Here is a 21,150-nt window from a genome sequence, read left to right as displayed (position 1 = left end):
ATATCGCCCCGCGCGAACGTCAAAAGGCAACGAAACAATCATAAAATGGTTTTTCCGTACATTGATTAATAGAAGCACGCTATTTAATCCGGAAACCTGCGAGGAGGTTGTGCAAAAGATGGGCGTCCCGCATGATTTGCAGAACAATTTCAGGGAAGTAGTGCCTGCGCTCAGGCCGAAAGAAGCTATCGACGAAGCAAACCGCTGCTTGTACTGCTACGATGCACCCTGTATCAAGGCTTGTCCGACCTCGATTGACATTCCATCCTTCATTAAAAAAATTGCGACGGGCAATTTATACGGCTCGGCCCGCACCATCATGGAATCCAACCCGGTCGGTGCCAGCTGTGCCCGCGTCTGTCCGACAGAGGAGCTATGCGAGGGCGCCTGTGTGCTCAACCACGCCTCCAAGCCGATCATGATCGGGCTGTTGCAGCGCCATGCGACGGATTGGGCGATGCAAACCAACGCGAAGCTGTTCGCAAAGGGCGAGGACAACGGAAAGCGGGTCGCCATCGTCGGGGGAGGTCCAGCAGGCTTGTCGGCCGCGCGGGAGCTGGCCAGGCTGGGCTATCGGGTAACGGTGTTTGAAGCGAAGGAAAAGGCTGGCGGCTTGAACACGTACGGAATCGTCTCCTTCCGGCTGCCTCAGGAGATCTCTTTGTGGGAAGTGGAACAGGTTGAAGCGCTTGGCGTAGAGATTCGTACGAATACGAGAGTCGGGACAGACATACAAGCGGAAGAGCTGCTTACCAGCTACGACTCCGTCTTGCTCGCAGCCGGGATGGGAAGCGTCCCTGCCCTCCAAATCGAAGGGGAAGAACTGGATGGTGTCCTCGATGCGATTTCGTTGGTAGAGGAGACCAAAACCAAGCCGCTGACCGACGAGATGCTCGGGAAAAAAGTCGTCGTCATCGGGGCTGGCAATACGGCGATCGACGCGGCTACCTGTTCCAGGCGGCTGGGGGCGGAGAACGTGCAGATCTTGTATCGCCGCACGGTTCAAGAAATGACTTGCTATCAGTTTGAATACGAGTTTGCCAAGCAGGACGGGGTGGAATTCCGCTGGCTGGTTGCGCCGTCTCGCATTTTGGGAGAGAGTGGGCACGTGACGGGGCTGGAATTGATCCGGATGGAATTGGGCGAGCCGGACGCCAAGGGACGCAAACGACCTGTTCCGATTCCGGGCAGCGAATTTGTGATGGAGGTCGATTTTGTAGTCAAGGCGATCGGGCAGAAGAGACACTTGCCTTTGATTGACGCGTTCGGCATCCGCCACACAAATGGCGTCGTCGCGATCGAAGAGGGCACGTATCGTACCAGTCACCCGAAAGTGTTCGCGGCGGGGGACCTCATTTTCGGCGGGGGGAAGACGGATGCCATGGTCGTCGATGCTGCCAATCATGGCAAGCGGGCGGCTCATGCCATCCACAGCGCTTTGACCGATCAAAAGCAGCCTGTGTAAGGCGCTTGCAAATCAAGAGATGGAGGAGAGCGGATCATGGCAGATCTCAGGATCAATCTGGCAGGCATTCAATCCCCCAACCCGTTTTGGCTGGCTTCCGCACCGCCGACGAATTCCGGCTACCAAGTGCAGCGCGCGTTTGAAGCGGGGTGGGGCGGAGCAGTCTGGAAGACGCTCGGGGAACCGATCATCAACGTGTCTTCGCGCTTCGCGGGTCTTACCTTTGGCGGGCAGCGGGTTTTCGGATTCAACAACATCGAACTCATCACCGACAAACCACTCGATGTCAATCTGAAGGAAATGGACGAAACCAAAAAGCGTTTCCCGAAGCATACCCTGATCGCTTCCTTGATGGTCGAGCACAAACAGGAAGCGTGGCATGAAATCGTCAAAAAGGTAGAGGCTATCGGGGTCGACGGGCTGGAGCTGAACTTCGGCTGTCCGCACGGTATGGCGGAGAGAGGCATGGGATCGGCGGTCGGCCAGCATCCCGATCTGATTCGGCAGCAGGTCGAATGGGTCAAGGAGGTCGCGCAAACACCCGTCATCGTCAAGCTGACGCCCAATATCACCGATATCCGCTTTACTGCTCGGGCTGCCTCCGAAGGCGGAGCTGATGCGATCAGCATGATCAACACGATCAACAGCTTGATGGGCGTCGATCTGGATTCGTGGCTGCCGATTCCCCATGTCGATGGAAAAGGCGCGCATGGCGGGTATTGCGGTCCTGCCGTGAAGCCCATCGCCCTCAACATGGTTGCGGAGTGCGCGCGCGACCCGCTGGTAGGCGTACCGATATCAGGCATTGGCGGCATTTCCAACTGGCGCGATGCCGTCGAGTTTTTGCTGATGGGCGCCACAGGCGTACAGGTGTGCACCGCTGCCATGCACCACGGCTTCCGGATCGTGGAGGACATGATCGACGGATTGAACAATTACCTCGACCAGCGCGGCATCGCCTCCGTCATGGATCTCGTGGGCAAGGCCGTCCACACCTACTCCGATTGGGGCCACCTGAATCTCAACTACAAGGTCGTCGCCCGGATCAACGAGGAGACCTGTATCAACTGCAACAAATGCCATATCGCCTGCGAAGACACGTCCCACCAGTGCATCGACATCGTCTCCGACGAGGCGACCGGCAAGGAGCGGCTCGTCGTCCGCGAAGAAGATTGCGTGGGCTGCAACCTGTGCTCCATTGTTTGCCCGGTAGACGGTGCGATCGATATGGTGGAAATCCCCAGCGACCTGCTGCCGCTGAGCTGGAATCAGCGACAGGCGGCCCTTGCAGCCAAAGGGGAACAGTGAGTCGTAAGAACTACGCGGGCGTAATCTTTCCGGATCGGGCCGCATAGCCTGTACTAAGCAAGGATATGGTCAGCACGATTGGCTGCGCCGATGGGAAGCGGCGCAGCCCGGTTTTGAGTGCCGAGCGGCTGTTGGAAAAAAGGAGGGGCAAGGATGAAAAAGTGGATACGCGGTGGAACCATCGTGACGGCTGCCGATACGTACCAGGCAGATGTCCTGATCGAAGGCGAGAAGGTCGTCGCGATTGGACGGAATCTCGACACGGCGGGAGCGGAGGAGATCGACGCCACAGGCTGCTACGTGCTGCCGGGCGGAATCGATCCCCATACGCATTTGGATATGCCGTTCGGGGGCACGGTCACCTCGGACAATTTCTTTACGGGAACGAAAGCGGCGGCTTTTGGCGGAACGACCAGCATCGTGGACTTTTGCCTCACCAGCAAAGGAGAGTCGCTTCAATCGGCCATCTCCACCTGGCACGAGAAGGCGAGGGGGAAAGCGGTGATCGACTACAGCTTTCACTTGATGGTCTCCGATGCAAACGATCAGGTGCTGGAAGAGCTGGAAACGGTGATTGCGAACGAAGGGATCACTTCACTGAAGGTGTTCATGGCGTATAAAAACGTCTTGATGGCGGACGACGAAACGCTGTTCAAAACGCTGATCCGAGCCAAGGAACTGGGAGCGCTCGTCCAGGTGCACGCGGAAAACGGGGACGTGATCGATTATTTGACCAAGCAAGCGCTGGCTGAAGGCAATACCGATCCGGTCTACCATGCGTATACGAGGCCGCCGGAAGCGGAAGGAGAGGCGACAGGCCGCGCCATCGCCCTGACGGCCTTGGCGGATGCCCAGCTTTACGTCGTCCACGTGTCGTGTGCGGACGCCGTACGCAGAATCGCGGAAGCAAGGGAAAAGGGCTGGAATATTTACGGAGAGACTTGCCCGCAATACCTCGTGCTCGACATCACCGACCTGGATCGTCCGGACTTTGAGGGGGCCAAGTATGTGTGGTCTCCGCCGCTTCGGGAGAAATGGAATCAGGAAGTGCTGTGGAGCGCACTGAAAAACGGCATCCTGCAAACGGTCGGATCGGACCATTGCCCCTTTAATTTTACGGGTCAAAAGGAGCTGGGCCGCGGAGACTTCACCAAAATTCCCAATGGCGGCCCGATCGTGGAAGACCGCTTGACCCTGCTCTTTTCGGAAGGGGTCCGGAAGGGAAGGATCAGCCTGAACCAGTTTGTCGACGTGACGTCCACCAAGGTGGCCAAACTGTTTGGGATGTTTCCGCAAAAAGGGACGATTGCGGTCGGATCGGATGCGGATATCGTGCTGTTTGATCCGGCAGTCAAACGAACCATTTCCGCCGAGACTCACCATATGAATGTTGACTACAATCCGTTTGAAGGGATGGAGGTATACGGGGAGGTCGTCTCCGTTCTTTCGCGCGGTTCTTTCGTGGTTCGGGAAAAGCAGTTCGTCGGCCAGGCTGGGGCCGGACGTTATTTGAAGCGATCGAGGTTTACGCGTCCGTAGGTTCGGGTATAGAAAGGAGAAGGGTGCGGATGGTAAATAAAGTAAGCATTGGGCTGATTCAGGCGAAGAATGATGTACATGGCGACGAGCCGGTGCATCTGCACAAAGAGAAGGCAATCGAAAAGCACGTCAGATTGGTACGGGAAGCCGCCGCCAAAGGAGCGCAAATCATATGCCTTCAGGAAATTTTTTACGGTCCTTACTTTTGCGCCGAGCAAAACACCAAGTGGTACGAATCCGCCGAGGAAGTACCCAATGGCCCCACCGTGCAGCTATTCTCCTCCCTGGCTCGCGAACTCGGTACGGTGATCATTCTGCCCGTCTACGAACGGGTAGGAATCGGCACTTACTACAATACGGCTGCCGTCATTGATGCGGATGGAACCTACCTCGGCAAATACCGAAAGCAGCATATTCCGCACGTAGGTGTCGGCCAGAGTGGATGCGGGTTTTGGGAAAAGTACTACTTCAAGCCGGGAAATCTCGGTTATCCGGTGTTCGATACCGCATTTGCCAAAGTCGGGGTGTACATCTGCTACGACCGCCACTTTCCCGAGGGAGCCAGACTGCTCGGACTGAACGGAGCGGAAATTGTCTTCAACCCTTCGGCAACTGTCGCTGGACTGTCCGAATATTTGTGGAAGTTGGAACAGCCTGCACATGCTGTCGCCAATGGCTATTACGTCGCCGCCATCAATCGGGTCGGTACCGAAGCGCCATGGAATATGGGTGAATTCTACGGCCAATCCTATCTCGTCGATCCTCGCGGGCAGTTCGTGGCTGTCGGGACCAGGGATCAGGACGAGGTAATCGTCGCCGAAATGGATAAAAACAAAATCCAGGAAGTTCGGGACACCTGGCAGTTTTATCGCGATCGCCGTCCAGAAACGTATGACGACATGGTCAAACTCCTGCCGTGATAAGGAGAGGGAGGCGCCTGAGACAGCGCCTTCCTCCTTTTCGCATGAATGGAGGCTCTTATCACTGGAACGTAAGGGGAGTACAGAGATGGGACAAATCGTGTATCGCGGTGTGGAGTACCGGGAGGCATTGCGGGTCGTGCGCTCCCAGCGGTATGAACGGGAGGAGAGGCGCCATTTTGTAAACGGGGCCAGCGCCAAGGCAGTGTTCGGAGCCGGCGTCTATTTGGTGAGCAATCCGGAAGTGGCGGCCCAGTACGCCATTTGTCACGCGGAGACCGAGTGGGACAAGGCTGCTGTCTTGCGGCAGGAACTGGACGTGACGGGTCTGTTTTGTTTGGACGAGTTTTATGGGGAGAACGAATTGCGTACCGACGCTCTGCGGGCCAAACACTCTCCCGTAGCTCTAATGCGGCGGTCGGAGAGCATGGGGTATCCGAAATGGCTGGAGTGGACAGGCGATGAAGTGCGCTCCTATTTGCTGGCGAAAGGATACAGGGGACTACAGTACCGGATCAGCCCTGAACTAACTTACTATGTTTGCTACCAGCCTGAGGTGCAAATTTCCGAGATTTCCATTTTGTCTGTGCTGGATGTAAGAGAAATAACCTAAGACTATCGACTTGTCTACTGTTATTTGGTAAGATTAGACAATATTCGAGCTTTTTCTACTTTTTCAGTCATTTTCAAACAGGAGGATTGCCAAACAACGATGAGTCTCTTTCGGAACGTAAGCACCAGAGCAAAGCTGTTTAGTTTGATCATCATGATGGCTGTATTTTTGGTTGGTGTCGGCTTTACAGGCTACTATCATCTGAAAGTAGCGGGGGACCGGATTCAATCCATGTATGAAGAACAGCTTCTCCCCGTCAAGTGGATCAACGACTGGCGTCAGGAGATTCGTGCTATCGACGGATTGATTTATAAAATGATCCTGGATCCGTCCCCGGCCGTGTACGCGACGTACAAAACAGAGCTGGACCAACGGACAAGCGATGCCAATATGACTTTCGAGCAACTGAAGAAGACGCACCTGGACAAAACCGAGCAGGAAAGCGTCAACATGCTGCAGGAGCTGTTGAATCAATACAACGGGGATCAGACAGAAGTGCTCAAGATGATTGAAGCCCAAGAGCCGCAGCAGGCCTATGCTTTTTATCGTGCTACCGACAAGACGCTCAACTGGATCAATCAGGAACTGCTGACCTGGGCGAACTACAAGTCGCAGCAGGCCGAGCAAATCCGCAAGGCCAACGAGGCAGACGCCCAGCAGGCCGTGTTGATCTTGGCCATCGTCGTAGTGGCGTCTCTCGTCATTGCCATGGGGCTCGGCTATCTGATTTCCCGGATGATTTCGGTGCCGCTTCAGACGGTGGCAAAACGGATGGAAGAGCTGGCTCATGGCAATCTGGCCGTCGCTCCGGTCGGCTATGTAACTCGTGACGAGGTAGGGAAGCTGGGAATCGCGTTCAACGATCTCGTAAGCAATTTCCGCAGCTTGATCGAGCAAGTCAAAGTGGCTGGCGAGCAAGTGGCAGCTTCTTCAGAGGAACTGTCAGCCAGTGCGGAAGAATCCGCTCACGCTACCGAGCAGTCCATCGGCAGCGTCCAGCAGATCGCTAGCGCCTCCGAAGTGCAAACTCAGCGTGCGCAGGAAAGTGTCCGTGTCATGGAAGAAATGTCCATTGCCATTCAGCGCATCGCGGATACGTCTAGCGCAGTTTCCGAGGCATCTGTACAGGCTGCGAAGGAAGCGGAGCAAGGAAACGAACACATCCAGAAGGCGGTCTCCCAAATGGGGGCGATCTCGGATTCCGTCAATCACGCTGCCGAGCTTGTCCAGCATTTGGGCGTCCGCTCCGAAGCGATTGGCCAAATCGTCGATGTCATTACCGGGATCGCGTCGCAGACGAACTTGCTGGCCCTGAACGCCGCAATCGAAGCGGCACGGGCAGGCGAACATGGCAGAGGCTTCGCTGTGGTAGCCGATGAGGTGCGAAAACTGGCCGAGCAGTCAGAAGAATCTGCCAGGGAAATCGCCCGGCTGATCGGGGAAATCCAGCACGAGACCTCACAGGTCGTAGGCGTCATGCAGGACGGAACGAGGGAAGCCGAGAAAGGGGCCAGCGTCGTCAAAGAGGCGGGTGCAACCTTCCAGCGGATCGTGGAATCTTCCCAGGAAGTGGCGGACCAGATCCAGGAAGTTTCCGCTGCTACGGAGCAAATGTCAGCTAGCGTCCAGCAGGTAGCGTCCGCCATGGACGAAATGTACCGGTTGTCGGAAGAGGCAGCACTGCATACGCACGGTGTATCTGCAGGTGCCGAGCAGCAGCTGGCTTCCATGCAGGAAATTGCACGTTCCAGTGTCAACCTGAATCAGCTCTCCCACGAGCTTCAGGAATCGATTAGCCAATTTAAATGGTAGAAACCGCTCGAAAGCAAAAGACTGGCATTCCCTACTCGGAAGCCAGTCTTTTTGCTGTTTGGCTGCAGGATTCATCAGGAAGCCTGTGATTTGCTTGCGGCAGTTGTTATTTTTTCGTAGTCCTTTACGCTCAGGATGGTAGAATCATTTTTCATCATCCAGGTGTACAAGGCAAGGGATATGAGCAGCCCGATCGTCCAGGCGTTGTCCCAGATGAGGTTCAGTCCGGGGGTGTACTTGCTGATGAACGGAATGGCGATCCCGATCAGCATCGCCCAGATCGCACGTGAGTTAAAGCCGCTCTTGTAAGAATACATGCCGTCGACCTTGTAAAGCTCCGTCAAGTGAATCCTTCTCTTGCGCACGAGCCAGTAGTCGGCGATGGCGATTCCGTCGATGGGTCCGAGCAGGGCACCGTACGTCCCGAGCCAGAGGAAGATGTAATTGCCGAAATTCTCAAGAATGTACCAAGGCTGCATCAGCAAGGAGACGACACCCGCGATGATCGCTCCCGCTTCGTAGGTGAGCCGGCGCGGAGCGAGGTTTTCCACCGCGCGGGCCGGGGCGACGATATTGGCCGCGACGTTGGTCGTCAGCGTCGCGAGGACAATCCCGATCGTTCCGAGGAAGATTGCGAAAGCCGAGAACTTGGCAAGCACGGCAGCCGGATCCCAGATGGCTTCCCCGTAGATGACGACGGTAGCGGAGGCGACAGCTACCCCGATAAAGGAGAAAAAACCCATCGTGGTCGGCAGCGAAACCGACTGGCCGACGATCTGTGCCTTCTGGCTCTTCGCATAGCGGCAAAAATCGGGAATGTTCAACGCCATGGTGGCCCAGAAGGCGATTGCCCCAGTCAAAGCCGGGAAGAACACTTTGAGGAACTCACCCGTCGACGTGAACTTGGAGGGGGCGGAGAGCATCGGGCCCCATCCGCCGGCTTTGGTCAAAGCCCAAACCAGCAAAGCCAGGCTCATGATGATCAGGACAGGAGCGGCCCAGGCCTCCATCTTTTTGATCGCTTCCGGACCACGGTAGGCGACGTATACATTCAGCAGCCAAAAGCCGAAGAAGGCGATCCAGAGATGACCGGGAACGCTGGCCCATCCCGTCATCGACATCAGCAGCGTGTCGATCGCGGCTCCGCCGAACCAACAGTTGATCCCGAACCAGCCGGCTCCTATCAGGCCGCGGGCTACGGCTGGGATGTGCGCTCCCTTCGAGCCAAACCAGAGCCTGGCGTACACGGGATAGGGAATTCCGAATTTGGTCCCGGCGTGTGAGTTGAGAAGAATGGGAATAAGGACAATACAATTGCCGAGGATGATGGTGATAATGGCCTGCCACCAGTTCATGCCAAGCGAAATGAGGCCTGCTGCCATCGCGTACGTGGGCAAACAGATCGACATGCCGATCCAGAGACTGGCGAAGTTGTACGAGCTCCAGGAATGCTCTGCCTGTGTCGTAGGCCGGAGCCCTTCGTTGTACAGCGGACTGTCTTGGACGAGCTTTTCGCCTTCTTTTGTCAAGGTGACGATGCCGCCCGATTCCGTTTGTGTTTTCAACCCAAGTCCCTCCTTTTCCGTTGAAATCCCGGTATTCGGACAACCGCCCCCAGTTTGTCTCGAATCCAAGTTGTAACATTATATTGGGGGAAAGAAGACCTAATTCCACCATTTTCGCGGGAGGCAGACAAGAATCGACGCTTGTCATTCGACAGATAGATGCCGGATCGGGGGACGGCGATTGGACCCAAGCAGGCAAGCTATCCTTTTCCTCCAACTGGGTGGTAATATAAACCAAGGGGTGAAATATTTGTGACGTCGAAAAAGCTGCGCTTGTCTTTGCAAACCAGGATGATCATGCTGTTTACTTTTGTCATTATTCTGATTATTGGGTCAATGGGGGCGATTTTTTCTTCGATCATCCGTTCCCAGGTAGAGGATCAACTGGGAAAAAAGGCACTCTCTGTGGCGAAAATCGTCGCGAACGATCCCGAGCTGCGCAGCGCGTTTCATGCGCCCAATCCGTCTGCACTGATCCAGCCGATCGCGGAAAATGTGCGCAAGCAGACGGAAGCAGAATTTGTCGTCGTCGGCAACCGCGAAGGAATCCGATATGCGCATCCGTTGCCGGACCGAATCGGAAAAGGGATGGTCGGAGGGGACAATGAGCTGGGGCTGATGTACGGCCAATCGTACGTATCCAAGGCAGTGGGGAGTCTGGGGCCGTCCTTGCGGGGAAAGGTCCCCATCAAGGACGACGAAGGAAAGGTCATCGGGATCGTCTCCGTGGGCTTTTTGCTGGAAGACATCGAGCTGGCGGTTCGCGCCTATCAGGAGAAGGTCTTTTTTGTCATCGTTTTCGGTCTCCTGGTCGGCGTGGTGGGAGCGATCGGGGTAAGCCGTTACCTGAAGCGTGTCATCCTGGGGCTGGAGCCGGAAGAGATTGCCGCCCTGTACGTCGAACGCAACGCGGTTCTGGAGTCCGTCCGCGAAGGGATCGTGGCGATTGACCGGAACAACCGGATCACGATGATGAACAAGGCGGCAGTCCGGATCCTCGACCTTCCCCAGGAAGATGTGCACCGCAAAGAGATCTTTCACGTTTTGCCGGACAGCCGCATGCCGGAAGTGCTGGAAACGGGGGAACACCAGCTGGACCGGGAAGCCAGCCTCGGAGGAAAGGAGGTCATCGTCAACCGGGTGCCCATCAGGCTGGGAGGAAAAGTAGTGGGGGTCGTAAGCAGCTTCCGGCCCAAATCGGAGATCGACCAGCTTGCCAGGGAGCTTTCCCAGGCCCGGCGGTATGCGGATGTGCTGCGGGCGCAAACGCATGAGTTTCACAACCTGCTGTACACCATTTCCGGATTGCTGCAGCTCGGATCCATCCAGGAAGCGGTCGAGCTGATTACGAGCGAGACATCGGCTCAGCAGGAGATGATGTTGTTTTTGGCCAAGCAAATTCCGGATCCCTTGATTGGAGCGCTGCTTTTGGGGATGCACAACCGCGCCAAGGAGCTCAAAATTCAGTTTCAAATCAATCAGGACAGCCGCTTGAAGGAGCTTCCGCCCTCTTTTAACAGGCAGCAGCTGATCGTCTTGCTCGGCACCCTCATCCAGAATGCGCTGGAAGCGATCAACGAATCAGGGGCTCAGCAAAAAGTGGTGGAATGCTATCTGTCCGATACAGGCGATGACATCTTGTTCGAGGTCGAAGATTCAGGTCCCGGCGTACCGGAGGAACTTCGGGAGCGAATCTTCCAGCATGGTTTTTCGACCAAGCCCGGCGAGCACAGGGGCATCGGTCTGGCCAAGGTTCAAGGGATCATCCAAGAGCTCAACGGGTACATCCTGGTGGGCGAAAGCGAATGGGGAGGGGCATTATTTACGGTTTCGCTGCCAAAAGAACGGAGTGGTCAATATGCAGAAGGTTGAAGTGCTTATCGTGGAGGACGATTTGCGAATCATCGATATCAACAGGAGATTTGTCAGCAAAATCGAGGGATTCGAGGTCATCGCGACAGCGACCAATGGAGCGGAGGCAAAGGAGCTGCTCTCTTTGACGCACCCCGATCTGGTCCTGCTCGATGTGTACTTGCCGGACATGCTCGGCACCGAGCTCGTCTGGTACATTCGGCAGCACTACCGGAACGTGGACATTATCATGATCACGGCGGCGAAAGAGATGGAGATGGTGCAGGAAGCATTGCGAGGCGGAGTGTTCGACTACATCGTCAAGCCGCTCGTATTCGAGAGGTTCCGCGAACGCCTGGACGCTTACCGCGAGCACCTGTGGAGGACAAAGGAGGCGGGGGAGGTCGATCAGGACGTCATCGACAAGATCATGACCCGCAGCCTCGCGCACAGCAAGCTTCGAGAACGGGAAACAGCCATGCCCAAAGGGATCGATCACTTGACGCTGGAAAAAGTGCTCGAGGCGATCCAGCGAACTGGAGAAAAGGGCGTTTCCGCGGAAGAAATCGGAAAGGAAATCGGGACGAGCAGAACGACGGCACGACGCTATCTGGAGTACCTCGTCCGCGAGAAAAAAGCGCGCGCGGAATTGCTCTACGGTACTGTCGGGCGGCCGGAGAGGAAATACCGCTTCCTGAACTGATTGTCGCTGTGAACAATATGAACAAAACGTTCGCAAAATTCAAAATAGACCTTATGCACGAAAACTATCCACCTCTGTATCCCCATGGTACGTTTATCGCAAGCGGTGAATGCGCTTACATGAAGGGATACCAAAGGGGGATGCAAAATGAAAAAGAGAATGGCGCTACTTGCGTTGTCCACATTGCTGACGGTTGCGCTCGCAGCCTGTGGCGGCGGCGGTGGCGGAAGCGCAGGGTCGGGAGGCGCTAGCGGACAAGGAGCGGCAGGAGGAGCTGGTTCTGGGACAGGAGGCGGTTCGGGGACGCCGGCCGCATCGAACTACCCCGAGAAGCCGCTCGTCATCGTCGCCCCGTCGGGTGCGGGCGGAGGCTGGGACAAGACCGCACGCTCCTTGGCAAAGGTACTCAACGAAAGCAAGCTGGTTACGCAATCGATTACGGTGGAAAACAAGCCGGGCGGCGGCGGAACTGTATTCATGGCAGAGTATGTCAACAAGGACAAGGGCAATCCGTACCGGCTGTTCGTCAGCTCGCCGCCCATCCTGATCAACAACGACAAGAAGGAAGGAAATACCCCGTACGGATACCGCGACGTCACGCCATTGGCGCAAATGACCAAAGACTTTGGGGCACTCGTCGTCAAGGCGGACTCTCCTTACAAAGATATCAAGAGCCTGCTGGATGCGATCAAGGCTGATCCGACCAAGATCACTCTTGCCGGAGGATCTGCACCCGGATCGATGGACCATCTGGTCAGCGTTTTGCCAGCTGCCAAATACGGGATCGACCCCAAGAGCGTGAAGTACGTCTCCTATGACGGCGGAGGAGAGGCAATCGCTGCGCTTCTGGGCGGCAACGCCGACATGATTGCGACCGACGCATCCGGAGTCGGCGAGTATTTGAAAGCGGGGAAAGTGCGTGTGCTCGGCGTCACTTCGCAGGAGCGCTTGTCCGGCCCGCTGAGCGACGTCCCTACCTTGAAGGAGCAAGGAATTGACGCTACCTTCACGATCTGGCGCGGCGTTTTTGGACCGGCTGACATGCCTGCCGACGCGAAAGCGTATTGGGATGCCAAGCTGAAGGCGCTCAATGACAATGACCTGTGGAAAAAAGAGCTGGCAGCCAATGGATGGGAAAGTGAATACAAGGATGCCGCCGCCTTTACTTCGTTCCTGGATGAGCAAGACAAGCTGGTGAAAGAGTTGCTGACATCGCTCGGCATGGCGAAATAAGAAAAAGGAGGGGGAGTCCTCTCCTTTTTCATTCGAGTAGGAGGTACCCGAATGAATCTGACCTTTGACCGGATCGGCAGCGTCTGTTTTGCATTGATCGGAGCCCTGTTCGTGATGGAAAGCCGATCCATATCCACTAGCGCGTACGGGAGCGAAGTCGGTCCGAACATATTTCCGCTCGGGCTCGGCATCCTGTTGATCCTGCTGAGCTTGCGTCTGTTCTGGGAGTCGCTCAGGCGGCAGCCACAGGCTAGTGGAACGGGAGCGGCGGCCGTCGCGCTGCATTACAAACGTTTTCTTTTGATCCTGGCCGCGACGCTCTTGTACGTCTTCATCTTGGAGAGTCTCGGCTATGTGATCGCAACGTTTCTCTTTCTCACGTTTGCGTTTCGGGTCATGGGAAGCGGGATCGTCAAGGCGGCTGTTGTTGCCCTTGTCTTTGCGGCGGGCGTCTATTACGTGTACGTCCATTTGCTGCAAGGTACGCTGCCGCCGTTTCCAGCCTGGCTGGGCGTGTAAGGAGGAAGAGATATGAGTGCGCTGCAATATTTGGGGGATGGCTTCCTCCTCGCCATGCAATGGCACAATCTGGTATACGCGTTTGTAGGAGTGTTGATCGGGACCGCGGTAGGCGTATTGCCCGGGATCGGTCCGATGAGCGGTGTCGCTTTGCTGATGCCTGTCACGGCTTCACTGACGGCCGGTCTTCCGCCTGAAGAAGCGGCAGCCAGCGCCATCATTTTGCTCGCTGGTGTCTATTACGGAGCGATGTACGGCGGTTCGACTACTTCTATCCTGCTGAATACGCCAGGGGAGTCCTCATCCGTCGTGACGACGCTGGATGGCTACCAGATGGCGAGGCAAGGCCGCGCTGGAGCCGCCCTCTCGATTTCCGCGATCGGGTCGTTCGTGGCTGGGATCGTGGCGCTCATCGCTCTGGTGTTTCTGGCTGATCCGCTTTCCGACCTCGCCTTGAAGTTTGGACCTGCCGAGTACTTTTCGTTGATGATTCTCGGGCTGTGCGCAGTGAGCGGGTTGGGTGGAAAGTCCATGACCAAGGCCTTGATCATGACGGTGTTCGGTCTGCTGCTTGCCACGATCGGCATCGACAACGTCTCGGGTGTGGCACGCTTTACGTACGACATTCCCGACTTGTACCAAGGACTGGAGTTTTTGACGATAGCAGTCGGCCTCTTCGCTCTCGGGGAAGTATTCAAAACTATCCTCGAGACAGACGCGTCTTCGCAGGAAATCATCAAAGTGGGCCGGGTGCTGCCGACGGCGCAGGATTTGAAGCAAAGCGCAGCTCCCATCGCGCGCGGCTCCTTGCTTGGCTTTTTTGTCGGGGTCTTGCCGGGAGCAGGGGCCACGCTCGCTTCGTTCTTCGCGTACATTCTGGAGAAAAAGCTGAGCAAAGATCCGTCTCGTTTTGGAAAAGGAGCGATCGAAGGAGTCGCTTCACCGGAATCCGCGAACAACGCCGCTTCGGGCGGGGCGATGGTGCCCCTTCTGACGATGGGGATTCCCGGATCGGGTACGACTGCCATCCTGATGGGAGCCCTCCTGATGTACAACGTCCAGCCTGGACCGCTGCTGTTCACCGACCATCCGCAGGTCGCCTGGGGGCTGATCGCCAGCATGTTCATCGGAAACGTCATGCTGCTCGTGCTGAACATGCCGCTCGTCAAGGTCTATGCCAAAATCATTGAGACTCCCACGGAGTACTTGATTCCACTGATCATCGCCATTTCCGTCTTTGGCGTATACGCCGTCCAGATCAGCACCTTTGACCTCGTGCTGCTGGTCGTTTGCGGAGTCGCTGGCTATTTCCTGTCCAAGAACGATTTTCCGCTGGCTCCGCTCGTCCTGGGACTGGTCCTCGGCCCCATGATTGAAAACAACATGCGCCGCGCCTTGACTACGTCCAACGGCGATTTCATGATTTTCGTCACGAAACCGATCTCGGCTGTATTCCTCGTATGCGCCCTGCTCTGGCTGCTCATCCCGATCTTGCTGAAAAAACGGGGAAAGCAGGTCGTTGTGAGCGAAGAAGCGTAAGTACGGCTTTGCCCGAACCAATGGACGTCCCTCCGCAACATGATGAAAAGCGGAAAGGGACGTTTTTCATCTGAACAAGAGACCTGACGGGCGTCAGGGGGATGTTCGGGAAACCATCCGAACATCAGGAATGCGAGCAAACGGTAGCGCGGCAAAAGAGAGCCAAGGTATGATGAACGTAAGGAACTCATTTCAATCCGTTTTCAATGAGACAATCGGGAGGGATGCAAAGTGGACATCAACCAACTGGACACGCCGTCGCTGCTGCTGGATCTGGACATCATGGAAGCCAATCTCAGAAGAATCGACCGGTTTGCCAAACAGCAAGGCATTTCGTGGAGGCCCCATATCAAAACCCACAAGTCGGTCGAAATCGCGAGACGGCAGATCGCCAGTGGTGCTGCAGGGATCACGGTCGCGAAAGTATCGGAAGCGGAGGTGATGGCCCGCGCTGGAATCGACAACATACTGATTGCCTATCCGTTGGCCTCTTCCACCAAGCTGGCCCGCGTAGCCGCACTCATGCCCATCGCCACGATGATTTTGACCGTCGATTCCGCAGAACAGGCACAGCATATCCAGGACTTTTTCGGGCAACTGGGAAAAGCCATCGACGTCTGGATCAAGGTGGATTCAGGTTTGCGACGTTGCGGAGTCGCGCCCGGAGAGCACACCCTCGAGCTCGCACGGTACGTGAGCCGTTGCCCGAATTTGCGGCTCAAGGGGCTGTTTACGCATGCCGGACATTCCTATGCGGCTTCTTCCTATGAGCAGATCCGGGACATCGGGGAGTACGAGGGAAGGTGTATCGTGGAGTCCGCCGAGCTTTGCGAGAAAAACGGGATTCCGATCGAAGTACGCAGCGTGGGGTCGACACCGACATACACGTTTTCCGGCCAAGTGCCGGGGATCACGGAAGTTCGTCCGGGCAACGCCGTCTTTTACGATGCCATTCAGGTCGGTCTGGGTGTCGCGGCTTACGAGCAATGCGCCCTTAGCCTGGTCAGCACGGTGGTCAGTGTAAAGCAGGGAGAGAGGCTCGTACTCGACACGGGAAGCAAATCGCTCTCGCTGGACCAGGGGGCACACGGGAATGCTACCGTCAGAGGATTCGGGCATGTGATCGGCCATCCGGAATTGGTCATCGCTCGCTTGTCCGAGGAGCATGGCGTCGTTCAACTCGAAGGAGAGACAAAGCTCGGGCTGCTGGATCGCGTCCGAATCATCCCCAACCATGCTTGTACGGTCGCGAATCTGTTTGACCACTACCTGGTGGTGCGGGAAGGGCAGGTCGTGGACAAATGGAAGGTAGATGCAAGAGGCTGCGTGCAGTAAACCGGACAAGCAGGCTGGTGCCCGGCAGAAAAAGGATTGACAGCAGGCTCTCCGCCCATTATCATTGGAAAAATTTATGGGAGCTGTTCTGCCAAGAGCGAGCGGCAGAACAGTCAAAGGAGCGACACACATGCTTTCGATCACACCGGTCACCTTGCAAGGAAAACTCGTCCGGCTCGAGCCGCTGCGCGAACGGCATACGCAAGGAATTTGGGAGGCGGGACAGTTCGAGGAAATTTGGACGTACATGAAAGATCGCATTGTTCGGCTCGATGACGCACGGCAGTTCGTTGAGCAGGCGCTAGAACATGAGGAAAAGGGAACCGAACTGCCTTTTGCCATCGTTCGCGAGCAGGATGGGAAGGTAATCGGCAGTACGCGGTTTCTGAACATTTCCCGCCAGGACCGCGGGTTGGAAATCGGCTCCACCTGGCTGACTCCGTCCGTTTGGAAGACGCTCGTCAACACCGAATGCAAGTGGCTGTTGCTGCGGCATTGCTTTGAAGAGCTGGGCTGCATCCGCGTACAGCTCAAAACCGATTCGCGCAACGAGAACTCGCAGCGAGCGATCGCGAGGATCGGGGGTACCCGGGAAGGCGTGCTCCGCAACCACATGGTTTTGCCGAATGGCTATATCAGGGACTCCGTCTATTTCAGCATCGTGGATCGCGAGTGGCCTTCTGTCGATGCAAAGCTGCAAATGTTGCTGTTTGGTGAATAAACGGTCGGAAAGATTGTGGGGCGGAAGGAAGCGTGTGTACAATAGGTAGGTACATGAAAACAGTACAGTAACGCTTCATGAGAAAAGAGGGTATTCATGAGACTGCGTATCTCGCCTGCCGGCTATGTACTGCTGGTCGGAGATCTGGTCGCCTTCCTGCTCTTCGCTTACTACGGAAAGCTGGCCCATCATTTGCCCGTGACTGTCCTCGGCATCCTGGACACACTGGCTCCGTTCTTGGCAGGGTGGGTCGTCGCATGCTTCCTTTTCCGCAGTTATCGTCAAAACGCCTACGAATCATTTGGCCGACTGCTATTGTCGACGTTTCTCACCTGGACGGTAGCAGCGCCGATCGGACTTGTCCTACGAACGTGGTGGACGGGCATTCCGATGACGTGGCTTTTCACTTGGGTTGCATACCTGATTACTCTGGCATTCCTGCTTGGCTGGCGAATTCTTTTTGCGATCGGCTATGCCATTCGTAAGCGCACCAACGTGTAAATGTGGGCAGTTGAAGGAGTAAAGACACCGATATTGGTTACGCTATCCTTTGACGACGTCAGGGAGGTGGACCTTATGGGCAAAAATAACAACAGCAAGGATTTGGGTAAAAATCGCGGTCAGACGCTGGATGAGAACGACAAGAACACGAACCTGCGACAGTCCCATCACAATGACCGCAATGAAGGAACGAGCAAAAGCCGCTGACTTTCAGCGGCTTTTCTTTTTCTCGCGGATTGCGACTCAAAAGGGCTCGATTTCAGGGCGATTATGATATAATAGGTTTTGTTTTTTCTGGAGCGCATCGCGCTTTTCCGCTGATCGCAGTCGCTCCGCATTGAGAGGCAAAGAAAGAAGTTTTTTACGCGAGTGGAGGGAAGAGTGTGACGGAACCGATGCAGGAGGTACAGCCGGTGACCTTGTCGTCACAGGCGTTTTTGATATTGTGCCGTCTCTATGACGGATGCTACGACGAACTAAAGCAAAACGAGTCGCTCTCGGATCTGGTGGAATCGATCGCGGGCGTAATGCTCGCCGGTGTGGAAACGCTGGAGAAGCAGGAGACGAAACCGAAAAATATCACATTCCCCTTGACGCTGCAGCAGTCGTTTTTTCTCCGCAGGCTCGTCGCGGATTTGCTCGCGCACGCTCCTGCCGAGGGAGATGACAAGACGAGGCAATGGCTGCAGGAATGCTTGACAGCGTTGTCGGGGGGCGGTGGACTGACGAATGACTCGCACTCCTGAGCTTCATGTCATAACCAGCGGCCGTCAATCGCTGGATGAGGTGCTCGCTATGGCGGAAGCAGCTTATGCCGGGGGCATGGACTATTTGCATGTCAGGGAAAAGCAGCGGACAGCGCGGGAGTGTATGGACTGGACGATCGCTTTGTCCAACGTGCTGCCCAAAGGCTGTCTCATCATCAACGATCGAGTGGATGTGGCGGCGGCGGCAGGGTGCCGCGGCGCACATCTGGCCTACCATAGCCTGACCCCGGCGGAAGCTCGCCTTGTACTGAGGGACGAGCAATGGATCGGCCGGTCCGTGCATTCCTTGGCGGAGGCGGAGCAAGCGGCAGGCGAAGGGGTTTCGTATGTGCTGTACGGCCATGTGTTCGCGAGCGGTTCCAAGCCTGGGATCCCGCCGAGAGGTACGGAAGAGCTGGCCCGTATCACGGCGAGACTGAAGATTCCGGTCATCGGGATCGGAGGCATTACTCCGGAGAATGCCAGTCAAGTATTGGGGGCGGGCTGCTCGGGCATCGGCGTGCTTTCCGGGATTACGGATGCCCAGGACGTCAAGCAGGCCGCGCGTGCATACCGAGAGGCGCTCGACAGTGGGAAGGGGCGAATGTAAATGAAAGACAGAAGCATATTGCGAGAGAAAATGGGTGTGTATGTTGTCATCGGAACGCAAGATTGCGGATATTCCGTGGAGCGTACCGTCCAGATCGTCAGAGAAGCACTTGAGGGCGGAGTGGGGACGCTGCAGCTCCGCGACAAAGGGAGCAAGCTGACTGCCGATGAGCGTTTTGAGCTTGGCCGCCAGCTGCAGGAACTTTGCCGCGAGCACGGTACGCTGTTTTTCGTCAACGATGACGTCGATCTCGCCGTTCGTCTGCAGGCGGACGGAGTCCACGTGGGACAGGACGACATGCACCTTGCCGAGGTGCAACGGATCGTCGGACCGGATATGTACATCGGCGTATCAGCAGGGACAGTAGAAGAAGCATTGGCGGCGAAAAATGGCGGGGTAGACTGCATCGGGGTCGGAGCCATGTACGCCACTTCCTCAAAAGCGGATGCCGGTGAGCCAATCGGGCCGGCGGGTTTGAAGGCAATCCGCGATGCGGTAGGAACGGAGCTCCCAATCGTCGGGATCGGTGGAATTACACTGGAAAACGCTTCGGAAGTAATTCGCTTCGGGGCAGACGGCGTGGCTGTCATCAGTGCGATCAGCAGAGCGGCTTCCCCGCGCGAGGCAGCGCACTCCTTGCAGGGAATTGTACGATCTGCCCGGCACGGACAGGTCGGTTGATACATATGGTAGGTTAACAAAAACTCGGCTGGAAGAAATCACACCAGATGGCGACAAGAAGGAGGTGGAGCCGATGAAGAACCGGATTTACCGGATTGGATACGAATGGGTAAGCAAACGAGAGCTGTTGGAGCGACTGCTTCTGCACGAAAGCGTTCTCGTCGAACACAAACGCGTGTTCCCGCCGCCGGAAGATACGGATGCCGAAGTCCCGCCGGAGGACGAACGCCATATGGTTCTGATCCGCAGCCAGCGCCGGCCGGGCGAATGGGTGACGTTCAACGGGCTGTATGAAATACAGACACGGGAACCAATCCCGTGGATAGACTCTCCGCTAGAGTACCATCAGTTCGGTACGGAGCTCATACCGGGAAATATCCGCAGGGAAAAGGCTCCCCAAGGCAGGATCCCTGCCCGCACCAAGCTGCAGGTCGCTGCGGTGCGGCAAGACACGGTCTTTGTGACGGTTCCGGGCCATCCCTCTCGGCGCTATGAGATGTCCTTGTCGCACGCGCGATTTGCCAAAGACTATCCGACCGAGCTGGAGATGAAGCTCCAGGTCTATGCGTTTCCCCCACGTCCGGACATCTTTGTAGACTGGCTGTTGAAAGAGGGACGCAAGACAGGTATCATCACGCGGCCCAATCAGGAGCGGGTAGAAAAGTCCGCCTTTCAGGTATGGGACGATCTGCGCAAAGAGTACGGAATCAGCGTAAGTGCAGCCTTGCTGGCGATCAAGCAGGCGCTGATTGTACTGGATCGCGCGGGAGTAGAGACGGATTTTCCGTACCCGGTGCAGGAACGCTCCGACCTTTCTTTGTTCAGCGATGCGGAACGGGATGCTTTTTACTCCTATCAATCGGTCCGCAGCGCGATGGCGGCGGTAGCTGCTTTGTTGACGACGGATCCAAAAGATCCATTGCAGGATACGCTCCTCATGGACATCATGCTGGAACAGCAAATGAACCGCAGGCGAGACTAATATCGTCTGCGGTTCTTTTTGGTTTTTCGAGGGTTCGCTGCTATAATGGGAAAGGTATCCAATCGGGAAAGGGCGTGAAGCGCATGTACGTTTCCATGAACAAATTGAAGGTTCCGGCCGATTACCAGTCGCATTTGGAGCGGGCTTTCGCAGGTGGCGGCGAAAGGATGAAGGACGTTCCGGGTTTTCTGGAATTCCTGTTTCTCGCACCCGCGGAAGGCAACGAGTATATTGTCTTCACGAAATGGGCGACGGAACAAGATTTTCAAAATTGGACGCAAAGCGAGGCATTCCAGCGCGCACACGCTGGCAGCAACCCGAACAGCCCGGTAACGTCGACGCTTGAGGGATACGCGGTAAAGGCGCACTCGTAACGGGCCGTGGCATTTGCCAACAGGTGGGCAAATGCCTTTTTATCGCTTCCGATAATACGCTAACGAGCTCATTCGTACCGCTTTACATCACAGGTACATAACGCTCATAATAAAAGTATCGTCTGTTGGAAAA

21 protein-coding genes are annotated in these 21,150 nt (G+C 56.1%); 20 read left to right on the top strand and 1 reads right to left on the bottom strand.

Translation table 11 applies throughout. The features are described from left to right. Nucleotides 1-118: 118 nt before the first annotated feature. From RGB73_RS16555 to RGB73_RS16530, 6 genes are all read left to right on the top strand, one after another. Nucleotides 119-1,465, top strand: coding sequence for an NAD(P)-dependent oxidoreductase (locus RGB73_RS16555; protein WP_310763686.1), 1,347 nt, complete (start codon nt 119-121; stop codon nt 1,463-1,465). Nucleotides 1,466-1,501: 36 nt separating this feature from the next. Beyond that, nucleotides 1,502-2,773, top strand: a complete 1,272-nt coding sequence (gene preA / locus RGB73_RS16550; RefSeq protein WP_310763684.1) for an NAD-dependent dihydropyrimidine dehydrogenase subunit PreA — start codon at nt 1,502-1,504, stop codon at nt 2,771-2,773. A 153-nt stretch (nt 2,774-2,926) separates the two neighbouring features. Further along, nucleotides 2,927-4,312, top strand: coding sequence for a dihydropyrimidinase (gene hydA, locus RGB73_RS16545; protein ID WP_310763682.1), 1,386 nt, complete (start codon nt 2,927-2,929; stop codon nt 4,310-4,312). 29 nt (nt 4,313-4,341) lie between these two features. Continuing rightward, a complete protein-coding gene (locus RGB73_RS16540) occupies nt 4,342-5,232 on the top strand; it encodes a nitrilase-related carbon-nitrogen hydrolase (RefSeq protein WP_310763681.1) in 891 nt (296 codons plus the stop codon). Nucleotides 5,233-5,320: 88 nt separating this feature from the next. Next, nucleotides 5,321-5,845 (top strand): hypothetical protein, encoded by a 525-nt coding sequence (locus RGB73_RS16535; protein ID WP_310763679.1) that lies wholly within the window; start codon nt 5,321-5,323, stop codon nt 5,843-5,845. Between the two features lie 99 nt (nt 5,846-5,944). Next, entirely contained in the window at nt 5,945-7,657 is a 1,713-nt protein-coding gene (locus RGB73_RS16530; protein ID WP_310763677.1) for a methyl-accepting chemotaxis protein, read from the top strand. Nucleotides 7,658-7,731: 74 nt separating this feature from the next. Here RGB73_RS16530 and RGB73_RS16525 read toward each other — a convergent pair whose 3' ends face one another. Continuing rightward, a complete protein-coding gene (locus tag RGB73_RS16525) occupies nt 7,732-9,222 on the bottom strand; it encodes an NCS1 family nucleobase:cation symporter-1 (RefSeq protein ID WP_310763675.1) in 1,491 nt (496 codons plus the stop codon). A gap of 252 nt (nt 9,223-9,474) precedes the next feature. Between RGB73_RS16525 and RGB73_RS16520 the strand changes: the two genes are divergently transcribed. From RGB73_RS16520 to RGB73_RS16455, 14 genes are all read left to right on the top strand, one after another. Further along, the gene (locus RGB73_RS16520) at nt 9,475-11,094 is read left to right on the top strand and encodes a sensor histidine kinase (RefSeq protein ID WP_310763673.1); all 1,620 of its coding nucleotides are present in this window, start codon (nt 9,475-9,477) and stop codon (nt 11,092-11,094) included. Further along, complete coding sequence (locus tag RGB73_RS16515; protein ID WP_310763671.1) at nt 11,081-11,776, top strand: response regulator; 696 nt, start codon at nt 11,081-11,083, stop codon at nt 11,774-11,776. The genes RGB73_RS16520 and RGB73_RS16515 overlap by 14 nt, the downstream gene beginning before the upstream one ends. A 147-nt stretch (nt 11,777-11,923) precedes the next feature. Beyond that, the gene (locus RGB73_RS16510) at nt 11,924-13,009 is read left to right on the top strand and encodes a tripartite tricarboxylate transporter substrate binding protein (protein ID WP_310763669.1); all 1,086 of its coding nucleotides are present in this window, start codon (nt 11,924-11,926) and stop codon (nt 13,007-13,009) included. A gap of 51 nt (nt 13,010-13,060) precedes the next feature. Then, complete coding sequence (locus RGB73_RS16505; RefSeq protein WP_310763667.1) at nt 13,061-13,528, top strand: tripartite tricarboxylate transporter TctB family protein; 468 nt, start codon at nt 13,061-13,063, stop codon at nt 13,526-13,528. A gap of 12 nt (nt 13,529-13,540) precedes the next feature. Beyond that, nucleotides 13,541-15,067, top strand: a complete 1,527-nt coding sequence (locus RGB73_RS16500; RefSeq protein WP_310763665.1) for a tripartite tricarboxylate transporter permease — start codon at nt 13,541-13,543, stop codon at nt 15,065-15,067. Nucleotides 15,068-15,298: 231 nt separating this feature from the next. Then, nucleotides 15,299-16,402, top strand: coding sequence for a D-TA family PLP-dependent enzyme (locus RGB73_RS16495; protein WP_310763663.1), 1,104 nt, complete (start codon nt 15,299-15,301; stop codon nt 16,400-16,402). 130 nt (nt 16,403-16,532) lie between these two features. Further along, the gene (locus RGB73_RS16490; protein ID WP_310763661.1) at nt 16,533-17,123 is read left to right on the top strand and encodes a GNAT family N-acetyltransferase; all 591 of its coding nucleotides are present in this window, start codon (nt 16,533-16,535) and stop codon (nt 17,121-17,123) included. 96 nt (nt 17,124-17,219) lie between these two features. Next, a complete protein-coding gene (locus RGB73_RS16485) occupies nt 17,220-17,624 on the top strand; it encodes a DUF3054 domain-containing protein (RefSeq protein ID WP_310763660.1) in 405 nt (134 codons plus the stop codon). Nucleotides 17,625-17,699: 75 nt separating this feature from the next. Next, the gene (locus RGB73_RS16480) at nt 17,700-17,831 is read left to right on the top strand and encodes a hypothetical protein (protein ID WP_310763658.1); all 132 of its coding nucleotides are present in this window, start codon (nt 17,700-17,702) and stop codon (nt 17,829-17,831) included. A 176-nt stretch (nt 17,832-18,007) separates the two neighbouring features. Next, nucleotides 18,008-18,370 (top strand): hypothetical protein, encoded by a 363-nt coding sequence (locus RGB73_RS16475; RefSeq protein ID WP_310763655.1) that lies wholly within the window; start codon nt 18,008-18,010, stop codon nt 18,368-18,370. Further along, complete coding sequence (locus RGB73_RS16470) at nt 18,354-18,980, top strand: thiamine phosphate synthase (protein WP_310763653.1); 627 nt, start codon at nt 18,354-18,356, stop codon at nt 18,978-18,980. Before RGB73_RS16475 ends, RGB73_RS16470 begins: the two co-directional genes overlap by 17 nt. Next, nucleotides 18,981-19,661: a thiamine phosphate synthase gene (thiE, locus tag RGB73_RS16465; RefSeq protein WP_310763651.1), complete on the top strand. Its 681-nt coding sequence runs from the start codon at nt 18,981-18,983 to the stop codon at nt 19,659-19,661. A 73-nt stretch (nt 19,662-19,734) separates the two neighbouring features. Beyond that, complete coding sequence (locus tag RGB73_RS16460; RefSeq protein ID WP_310763649.1) at nt 19,735-20,643, top strand: hypothetical protein; 909 nt, start codon at nt 19,735-19,737, stop codon at nt 20,641-20,643. 83 nt (nt 20,644-20,726) lie between these two features. Then, complete coding sequence (locus tag RGB73_RS16455; protein WP_310763647.1) at nt 20,727-21,017, top strand: antibiotic biosynthesis monooxygenase family protein; 291 nt, start codon at nt 20,727-20,729, stop codon at nt 21,015-21,017. Nucleotides 21,018-21,150 lie beyond the last annotated feature (133 nt).

The organism is Brevibacillus brevis, assembly GCF_031583145.1.
In the GTDB taxonomy this organism is placed as follows: domain Bacteria; phylum Bacillota; class Bacilli; order Brevibacillales; family Brevibacillaceae; genus Brevibacillus; species Brevibacillus brevis_E.
Note: the sequence above shows the minus strand (reverse complement) of the source record. Positions and strands in the feature narration are given on the sequence as shown.